Raw genomic sequence first — 392 nt, forward strand, 5'->3', positions numbered from 1 at the left:
GAATACGTGCGCATCGTCTTGTGTAAAGCCACGCACACGCATTAGGCCGTGTAGTGCACCCGATGGTTCGTTACGGTGACAACAACCAAATTCAGCCATACGCAGTGGTAAATCACGGTATGATTTTAAACCTTGGTTAAAGATCTGAACGTGGCCTGGGCAGTTCATTGGCTTAATCGCATATTCGCGCTTTTCAGATTCAGTGGTAAACATTGCATCGCCATATTTATCCCAGTGACCTGATTTTTCCCAAAGTACACGGTCCATCATTAATGGGCCTTTTACTTCTTCGTACTTATATTCGCGAAGTTTTTCACGAACAAAATCTTCTAGCTCGCGGTAAATGCTCCAGCCGTCATTGTGCCAAAACACCATGCCTGGTGCTTCTTCTT

1 protein-coding gene is annotated in these 392 nt (G+C 45.2%); it reads right to left on the reverse strand.

The window, feature by feature from the left end:
- Positions 1-392 (reverse strand): aminoacyl--tRNA ligase-related protein (locus tag AB9K37_RS02925; protein ID WP_369835475.1); only part of this gene is annotated, 392 nt, incomplete at both ends.

Source organism: Donghicola sp. XS_ASV15, from assembly GCF_041224595.1.
Classification (GTDB): Bacteria; Pseudomonadota; Alphaproteobacteria; order Rhodobacterales; family Rhodobacteraceae; genus Donghicola.